This is a genomic window from Caldibacillus thermoamylovorans, assembly GCF_000751775.1.
Taxonomy (GTDB): Bacteria; Bacillota; Bacilli; order Bacillales; family Caldibacillaceae; genus Caldifermentibacillus; species Caldifermentibacillus hisashii.
Window position 1 is genome coordinate 1 of sequence record NZ_CCRF01000024.1, and the last position, 8,259, is coordinate 8,259.

At 35.1% G+C, this 8,259-nt stretch carries 10 protein-coding genes and 1 pseudogene; 8 read left to right on the forward strand and 3 right to left on the reverse strand.

Going from position 1 to position 8,259, the window contains the following annotated elements:
* Positions 1–177 precede the first annotated feature (177 nt).
* Positions 178–567 (forward strand): hypothetical protein, encoded by a 390-nt coding sequence (locus tag BT1A1_RS03430; protein ID WP_051988986.1) that lies wholly within the window; start codon positions 178–180, stop codon positions 565–567.
* A gap of 7 nt (positions 568–574) precedes the next feature.
* Here BT1A1_RS03430 and BT1A1_RS03435 read toward each other — a convergent pair whose 3' ends face one another.
* Positions 575–913 (reverse strand): winged helix-turn-helix transcriptional regulator, encoded by a 339-nt coding sequence (locus BT1A1_RS03435; RefSeq protein ID WP_034768145.1) that lies wholly within the window; start codon positions 911–913, stop codon positions 575–577.
* A gap of 183 nt (positions 914–1,096) precedes the next feature.
* Between BT1A1_RS03435 and BT1A1_RS03440 the strand changes: the two genes are divergently transcribed.
* The 7 genes and pseudogenes from BT1A1_RS03440 to BT1A1_RS03470 all read left to right on the forward strand — a co-directional run bounded on the left by BT1A1_RS03440 (position 1,097) and on the right by BT1A1_RS03470 (position 6,789).
* Complete coding sequence (locus tag BT1A1_RS03440; RefSeq protein ID WP_034768160.1) at positions 1,097–2,170, forward strand: LLM class flavin-dependent oxidoreductase; 1,074 nt, start codon at positions 1,097–1,099, stop codon at positions 2,168–2,170.
* Positions 2,167–2,733 carry an NADPH-dependent FMN reductase gene (locus BT1A1_RS03445; RefSeq protein WP_034768147.1) on the forward strand — a complete coding sequence of 189 codons (567 nt, stop codon included), beginning with the start codon at positions 2,167–2,169 and terminating at the stop codon, positions 2,731–2,733. Before BT1A1_RS03440 ends, BT1A1_RS03445 begins: the two co-directional genes overlap by 4 nt.
* Before the next feature lie 211 nt (positions 2,734–2,944).
* Positions 2,945–3,289 carry a PadR family transcriptional regulator gene (locus BT1A1_RS03450; RefSeq protein ID WP_034768149.1) on the forward strand — a complete coding sequence of 115 codons (345 nt, stop codon included), beginning with the start codon at positions 2,945–2,947 and terminating at the stop codon, positions 3,287–3,289.
* 65 nt (positions 3,290–3,354) lie between these two features.
* A complete protein-coding gene (locus tag BT1A1_RS03455; protein ID WP_396122149.1) occupies positions 3,355–3,873 on the forward strand; it encodes an HAAS domain-containing protein in 519 nt (172 codons plus the stop codon).
* 229 nt (positions 3,874–4,102) lie between these two features.
* On the forward strand, positions 4,103–4,507 hold the full coding sequence (locus BT1A1_RS03460) for a VOC family protein (protein WP_034768155.1): 405 nt from the start codon (positions 4,103–4,105) through the stop codon (positions 4,505–4,507).
* A gap of 552 nt (positions 4,508–5,059) precedes the next feature.
* Positions 5,060–6,541: pseudogene (locus BT1A1_RS03465) on the forward strand (cbb3-type cytochrome c oxidase subunit I); the annotation flags it as partial.
* 56 nt (positions 6,542–6,597) lie between these two features.
* Positions 6,598–6,789: a thioredoxin family protein gene (locus tag BT1A1_RS03470; RefSeq protein ID WP_041848154.1), complete on the forward strand. Its 192-nt coding sequence runs from the start codon at positions 6,598–6,600 to the stop codon at positions 6,787–6,789.
* Between the two features lie 386 nt (positions 6,790–7,175).
* On the opposite strand, the gene BT1A1_RS03475 is transcribed toward BT1A1_RS03470, so the two are convergent.
* Together BT1A1_RS03475 and BT1A1_RS19025 are read right to left on the reverse strand one after the other, a co-directional pair.
* Positions 7,176–7,409: a hypothetical protein gene (locus tag BT1A1_RS03475; protein WP_034768158.1), complete on the reverse strand. Its 234-nt coding sequence runs from the start codon at positions 7,407–7,409 to the stop codon at positions 7,176–7,178.
* Positions 7,410–7,499: 90 nt separating this feature from the next.
* Positions 7,500–8,259, reverse strand: a 760-nt coding sequence (locus BT1A1_RS19025) for an RpnC/YadD family protein (protein WP_034768161.1), incomplete at its 5' end; no start/stop codon positions are given.

The window sequence follows — 8,259 nt, forward strand, 5'->3', positions numbered from 1 at the left end:
AAAAAAATAAGCAAATTTGGTTCTTTTTGACCCTTTTTGTAAATAAATTTAACTGGAAAATTTTACCAACTATGGATAAGTCGTAATTGCATAATACTACCGAAAATTGATAAATTTACTCCTCATAGCTGAAAGTCCTTATCGAATTTAGAAGAAGAAAAGGATATTAAAAAACGCTTGTTAGCTTTCAAAAAAGTATTGGAACAAAATGAAGTGATTGATACGTTTGATCGGTATGTATTTGAAAGTGTCGTTGACAAGGTAATTGTCGGTGGAGTAGATGAAGAGGGAAATAAAGATCCTGCCATGATTACGTTTGTATATAAAACGGGTTTAAGTAATAGTCTAGATGGTGAAAAATTTAAACCTGCTAGAAGAAATGCGAAAAAAGAAAACACAAAAACATCTAATGAATTGTGTTCACATACAGTCAACGAGGATAATAAATTGTGTTCACATAGTAGTGACGACACATGTAGAGTGTTGCGCGTTACTAAAAAAAATATAAATTTATGGAAAAGCTCGGTTAATTCTTTAGTTTTAGACGAGCTTTTCCAAACTAAATAAATAAACCTCATATAAATTTATACTGCTGTTTATGCAATGCATGCTTCACACCCCATTTATGCATTGCATGTAATAATGGTTCAAGTTCCTTTCCATATTCCGTAATGGAGTACTCGACTTTTGGGGGAACTTGTGGATACACGAAACGCTCAATAATATCTTCATTTTCCAATTCTCGTAAATTTTTGGTTAACATTTTTTGGGTGATATTGGGGATGCTACGTTTTAAATCACTGAAGCGCATTGTTCCATTTTTTAATAAATGGAGTAAAATAATCGGTTTCCACTTGCCAACAATTATTTCAAGGGCATCTTCAACCCGACATAAATTCGGTTCGATATTCATTCGAATCCCTCCAGTAGTATCCTTTTGTATACTATACCACTTTTTTTTGCGTACTTACATGGATATTGATTGTAACTTATAATGATATTACAAAGGTTTATATCGAATTCATCATTTGCAATTTGATATATAGAAATATTATTTTGAAGTAAATGTGTACGAAAGAAGGTAATAAAGATGGGTATGGAAAAATATCGGATAGATCCGAGCAAAGGCTTGGAGTTTGGTATCTATACACTAGGGGATCATTTAGCAAATCCTTATACGGGGAAACGGATTTCTCCTCAACAGCGGTTGCAAGAAATTATTGAGATCGCCAAACTTGCAGAGCAGGCCGGAGTCGACTTTATAAGTGTTGGAGAAAGCCATCAAGAATATTTTACCACTCAAGCACATTCAGTCGTGTTAGCTGCGATTGCTCAAGCAACGGAAAAAATAAAAATTGGCAGCTCTTCAACAATTATTAGTACGTCAGACCCAGTACGAGTTTACGAAGATTTTGCAACAATTGATTTAATCTCAAATGGCCGTGCTGAAATTATTGCCGGACGGGCGTCAAGAGTCGGGCTCTTTGAACTGCTTGGCTATGATCTACGGGACTATGAGGAATTATTTGAAGAGAAATTCGAATTATTATTGGAAATCAATGAAAATGAAGTGGTTAATTGGAATGGTCAGTTTCGAGCACCATTAAAAAATGCAAAAGTCCTTCCACGACCAAAAGAAGGGTCAATGCCAATTTGGCGTGCGGTGGGCGGAACTCCTGCCAGTGCAATAAAAGCCGGTTATCAGGGTGTTCCAATGGCCCTAGCAATGCTTGGCGGTCCTGCATCTTACTTTAAACAGTCGATTGATGCATATCGTGATGCGCTAACTCGGCGTGGGCTTGATCCGACAGATTTCCCAGTTGCAACAACCGGCTTTTTCTATACAGCAGAAACAACCCAGCAAGCATTAAGCGAATATTACCCTCACATAAATGAAGGAATGAAACGAACGAACGGCCGCGGCTTTGCGAAACAATTATTTGCCCAAGGCGCAGACCAACGCAGCATAATGAATGTCGGCAGCCCTCAGCAAGTCATTGAAAAAATTCTCTATCAACATGAACAGTTCGGACATCAACGATACATGGCACAAATGGATTTTGGGGGTGTGCCTTTTGACCGAATTAAACGAAATATCGATATAATCGGAACAGAAATTCTACCTGCAATAAAAAAATATACAGCAATAGTTGAGGGGGGCAAAGAATGAAGGTTGTCGGATTATCCGGGTCAAAAGTTGGTTCAAAAACAAGAACGGCAATGGATGCCACATTAAAAGAATTGAAGGAAAATTATCCGGAAACTGAAGTAACGTTAATTGATTTAGCGGAATATGATGTTCAATTTAGTGATGGTCGCAATTATTGGGAATATGAAGGTGACACAAAATATGTAACAGAAACGATTATGGATGCAGAAGCCATTATCATAGGGACGCCAATATTCCAAGCATCAATTCCAGCAACATTGAAAAATATTTTTGACTTGCTTCCGGAAAGGGCATTTGAGGGGAAAATCGTCAGTATTATTGTTACAGCCGGAACATCAAAACATTACTTAATAGCCGAGCAACAATTAAAGCCCATTTTATCGTACATGAAAGCACAAATTGTTCAATCATATGTTTTTATAGAAGAAAAAGATTTTTATCGGAAAGAAATTATTAATGATGATGTTATTTTCCGAATTCAACGCTTAGTGGAAGATACGGTTGTGTTGACGGAAACTTTTGCAAAGATTCGCGAGGTGAAGGAAGCTGAGTATGGTTTTTAACGTTCAGTTATGAGGAAGGACAAATCGTTCTTCCTTTTATTTTTAAAAAGTCAAAAATAATACTTTTTTGTTGACAATGGCACAAGTGGTAATTTATAACAAAACTATGTTGTAATGCAAAGTAGTTTTTGGCTATGTTGGATGATAGCTTATATTTTTAAAAAAACTATATTGTTAAGCAACATAGTCGTAAAGAAAAGGAGGAGATGGATTGAACTCAAGTCAGATTTTAAAAGGAGTTTTGGAAGGATGTTTATTGGCCATTATTTCCAAAGGTGAAACTTATGGGTATGAAATGATTGAAAAGCTGGGTAAGTACGGGTTTACGATGGTGAAAGAGGGGAGTATCTATCCATTGCTCCTACGAATGAGAAAAGAAAAATTAGTGGAAGTGAAAACAAAGCCGGTTCCTTCTGGGGGACCACAGCGGAAATATTATTATATTACAGAAAAGGGACTTGAGGAACTTCAGGAATTTAAGGGAATCTGGATGGATATTTCCACAAGTGTAAATCTGTTAATAGAGCAAGAAGCAAAGGGGGAGCTGGAGAAATGAATGTAGGTGTTTTTGCTTTTGTCATCATGGGGGATGTTATAACTTAAGAGACAGCTTATTCTTGGATAGAACTTTTCGACTATCCATTATTTACCGCTTGTTTCTTACTTCTTTTCATGAAAAGTATGGGATATTTAGCAAGCCATCGCCTCTCTAAATACGGTGAATGGTTTGTCCTCTCATTACTGTCAATAGTTCCAATTGGCGGGTTTATTTTATTAATATGGTTAAATAACCGTTTTGGAATAACGGTCGTTCAGTTTGGTACGATCGGAAACATTATCCTGTTTTGCCTTGCAGCATTCATTTTTATTGGTTGTTCCATTTGGAGCAAATCATTAGTGTTAATTATCATTCCAACCTTGCTATATGTCCCTAAATATGTTTTAACCTATACACAACTAAGTAAAGACCTGCAAATGATTCTCTCTTATTTCATTTCAATATTAGGCATTGCCTTCTATTTATTTCTCTTATATGGAAAAGAAAAAGGTATAGATATAACTTATCTTACAGTGCATGGCGAAAAAGAAATAAGTGATACACTTGCAGTCTATGAAGCTGTTTTGTCTAAAATGATTTAGGAATCAACTTCTAACAGGATTAATATTTGGTTTTAGTGAAATTCCTATCTTAACATTGTTTTTTTAGAAAGAAGAATGAGGCAGCACCCCTAAAGCCAAAAGGAAATCGCTTTAATTTTAGTAAAATTTTTAAAATATACAATTTAGCCTGAAGTCCAATTCTTAAGATTTTGAAAAAGTATAATAAAATACTATAATTTAATTATTAAATGGTTAGGGAGGTTTATATATGGAATTTAGAGATTTTACAGCAGCACAAGTTAGAATCGCAAGGCCGACAGACAGACTAGAAGAGGTTATAGATTTTTATGTGAATGGTTTAGGTCTTAAACAAATAGAAAGATTTACAGGGAACAAAGGATTCGAGGGAGTAATTATTGGTTTGCCAGATGTAAATTATCATTTGGAATTTACACGACATGCAGAAGGAAGTCCATGTCCTGCACCAACAAAAGATAATCTGTTAGTTTTCTATATAGAAAATAAAAGTGAAATAAATACTGTATACGAACGGTTACAAAAAATGGGATATTATGAGGTGGAACCCGAAAATAGCTATTGGAAAGAAAAAGGAATCACCGTAGAGGACCCTGATGGTTGGCGAATCGTGTTGATGAATAGAACGTATAATTAATAAGTAGTTTAAAAGAACCTTAGCTTAAGGTATAAGAATTGAATGCTTGGGGGCTGTCCGATAAGTATAAACATCTAAAAATGCATTAAACGAGAATACTGATATATCAAGGTTTTAGGCATAAAATGGAGCATCCAGAAGTCAAAAATATGACTTTCTGAACAGCTCCTTCGTGCGCTACTTATTCGAGGAAGATTATTCAGAGTCCTCGAAAAATGCTAAACGCATTTTTCTTCGTGCGATACCTATTCGAGGAAGCAAATCTGTTCTCATTGCGGGGCCAAAGTTTGTACGTCGCTAGGCGGGCGCTCTGCGCTTTTCTTAATATGTATTAATTTGTAATAAAAACTGATCTGCGTCAAGGATTATACAGTTTTGTTTTTTAGATTTAAAATTTTATTTAGAAAGTACTTAATCAATCATGTAAAAAATGTCACTAAATGACTTTTGTTTACATGATAGGCATTACTTTCCTAAAAAATAACAGAAAGGATGGTCTTGGTGGAAAATTCGATTTTTACGAATGGGGAACCTACACCGGCATTTACTAAAGGGAATTATCCGGTGTTTAATCTAAATAAAGAGAAAATCACGATATCACAAGTGAAATCGGGTAAATTTTTCTTACTCGTAGCAATCATGTTCTTTATACAAGTTATGTTTGGTGCATTATTAGCCCATTATTATACAGAACCTACTTCATTTTTCGGAATCAAATGGATTTATGACCTTCTGCCTTTTGGTGTTGCAAAAGGTTATCATCTCTAACTAGCTATTTTCTGGATTGCAACAGCCTGGCTAGGATTAGGTATATATATTGCACCGAAAGTTGGAGGAGAAGAACCGAAGCATCAAGGATTATTGGTTGATATTTTATTTTGGGCATTAGTTGTCGTTGTTATTGGTTCCATGCTTGGTGAATGGCTTGGGGTTAATGGATATTTAGGAAATCAATGGTTCTTATTCGGACACCAAGGTTGGGAATATTTAGAACTAGGTCGTATTTGGCAAATCGGTTTAGTTGCCGGAATGGCCATTTGGTTATTCATTGTTTATAGAGGAATCTACAACGGGCTAAAAAAAGAACGGGATAAAGGTGGCTTAATTCATCTCTTATTTTATGCGTCAATTGCAGTTCCGGCATTTTACATTTTTGCATTCTTTATTCATCCGGATGGAAACTTTACCATGTCGGACTATTGGCGTTGGTGGGTTGTCCATTTATGGGTAGAAGGTATTTTTGAAGTATTTGCCGTTGTCATTATTGGTTATATGCTTGTAAATATGAATCTCATAACAAAATCTTCTGTTGTACGAATGTTATATTTCCAAATTATTTTATTACTTGGAACAGGTGTATTGGGTATTGGACATCACTATTACTACAATGGTTCTCCGGAAAGCTGGATTGCCATCGGAGCTGTGTTCAGTGCCTTGGAAATCATTCCGCTTACTCTTCTTGTCTTTGAAGCAAACGATCATTATAAATTGTTAAAAGAGGGTGGCGTTCATTTTCCTTATAAAATGACATTTTGGTTTTTAATTGCTACTTCTCTTTGGAATATTGTCGGTGCTGGTGTTACCGGATTTTTAATTAATCTACCGGCAGTCAATTACTTTGAACATGGACAACAATTAACCCCTGCACATGCCCATGCCGCAATGATGGGGGTATATGGGATGTTTGCAATTGCTGTCCTTATCTATTCTTTAAGAAATATTGTTAACCCTGAAAAATGGAATGACAAACTATTGAAGTGGTCATTTTGGACAATGAATATTGGTCTATTTGGAATGGTCTTTGTCAGTTTAACAACAATTGGCTTTATTCAATTAAAAGAGGCTTATGAAAAAGGCTATTGGTCATTACGCACGAGTGAATTTTTACAAAAAGATATTATTCAAGATTTATTATTAATTCGGGCGGTACCGGATACAGTTTTTATTATTGGGGTTGTTCTCCTTGTTATTTTTTGTGTAAAAGTTTTGTTCCATTTAAGAAAGCCAAATCAAAAAGAAGAGGGACAACAATGAAAATACTAAAAATAAGTAAGCCACATTGTATTCCATGCCAAAATGTAGAAAATTTCTTGCAAGATAATCATGTTGTATTTGAGGAAATTGATATTTATAAACAACCGGAATTAATACTACAATACGGATTAACCGGAGTCCCGGTTACATTATTAATAGATGTTAATAATAATGAATTGAAAAGAGTTGTGGGATATAATCCAATAGAATTGAGTGAGTTGATTAGTCAATATAAGGATAATGTATAAATCTATAAAACTATTTGAATACTTAAAGTAGTCAAAAAATGGGGGTTCTCGATCCCTCACTAATGGTTAGTTGAACCAATTGGACCTTTATAGGGCAGCCTACCCCCCACCTGCGAAAAAACTGAGTTAGGGTAAACACTACTGCAACGATATAATTCTCTGCCATTACCACGCAAGCCAAATGAAGTGTGTTCAGGACTTATTAGAAAACAAAATGGTTGTAGGATCCCATTGTGATTGATGTAGGAAGTAGGTTATCTCTGTCTAGCTATTTGCAGGGATAGACTGCCTTTGACTATATGCAAGCTTTATTATGGATAGGCAGTCTAGGAAGTTTTTTTTACCGATACGTAATATGAGTAGATAACCCGATTTTTTGGCTAAAATCATTCACAAATTTTTTCTATCTCTTTCACTTCATCGATACTCAGCTTCACCATTTTTGCCACTTTTTCAACTGAAAAACCTTCCCGTAACAGCTCAGCAGCTAAATTCCTTTTTTCTTCCATTTTTCCTTTTTCAATTCCTTTTTCAATTCCTTTTTCAAATCCTTCTTCCCTCACAGTTTTAAAATATTCAGCAAGTGTAGGTGCTTCTTTAATTTTTTCAGAATACAGCATATGTTTTGCCTCCTTTTCAATGTTAATCGATAAGTCTTTCGTTAATTGTTTTGTCAACTCTCTAGGAAGGCACTGTCCGTATAATCAGATTTAAGATTCGGGTCGGTTAAAATGAATGCTTGCCTCTATCTCTTTCACTTCATCAAGGCTCAGCTTCACCATTTTTGCCACTTTTTCAACTGAAAAACCTTCCCGTAACAGCTCAGCAGCTAAATTCCTTTTTTCTTCCATTTTTCCTTTTTCAATCCCTTTTTCAATCCCTTTTTCAATTCCTTTTTCGATTCCCTTTTCAATTCCCATTTCCAATCCTTTTTCAATTCCTTTTTCAAATCCTTCTTCCCTCACAGTTTTAAAATATTCAGCAAGTGTAGGTGCTTCTTTAATTTTTTCAGAATACAGCATATGTTTTGCCTCCTTTTCAATGTTAATCGATAAGTCTTTCGTTAATTGTTTTGTCAACTCATGAGGAAGATACAGTAAATAGTCAATGAAGTAGAAAAGAGCTTCCGCATAAATAGATTTAAGATTTGGGTTGGTTAAGATAAAGTCTTTTAACAATTTTTTCTTTACTTCATATCGTTTATGATAGTTCTTCTCCGTTTGATGTAGGTAAATGCCTGCCAATACTGCAATGGCGAAAGGGTTCGTAGATTTTTTCAAAGAAGGAATATCCTCTTCATTAAACTTATAAGTATTGAAGCGATACATAAGCTCAGTGCCGTAAAAGGAATATTGGAACGGCTGCGGATTGTTTGATTTAGACAAATCGGTCAAAATGGCAATGGAATAAATATTTTCTTGGAAGCGATCAAACAAACGATAAAAATAAGTAAACATTCGCCTAGAAAAG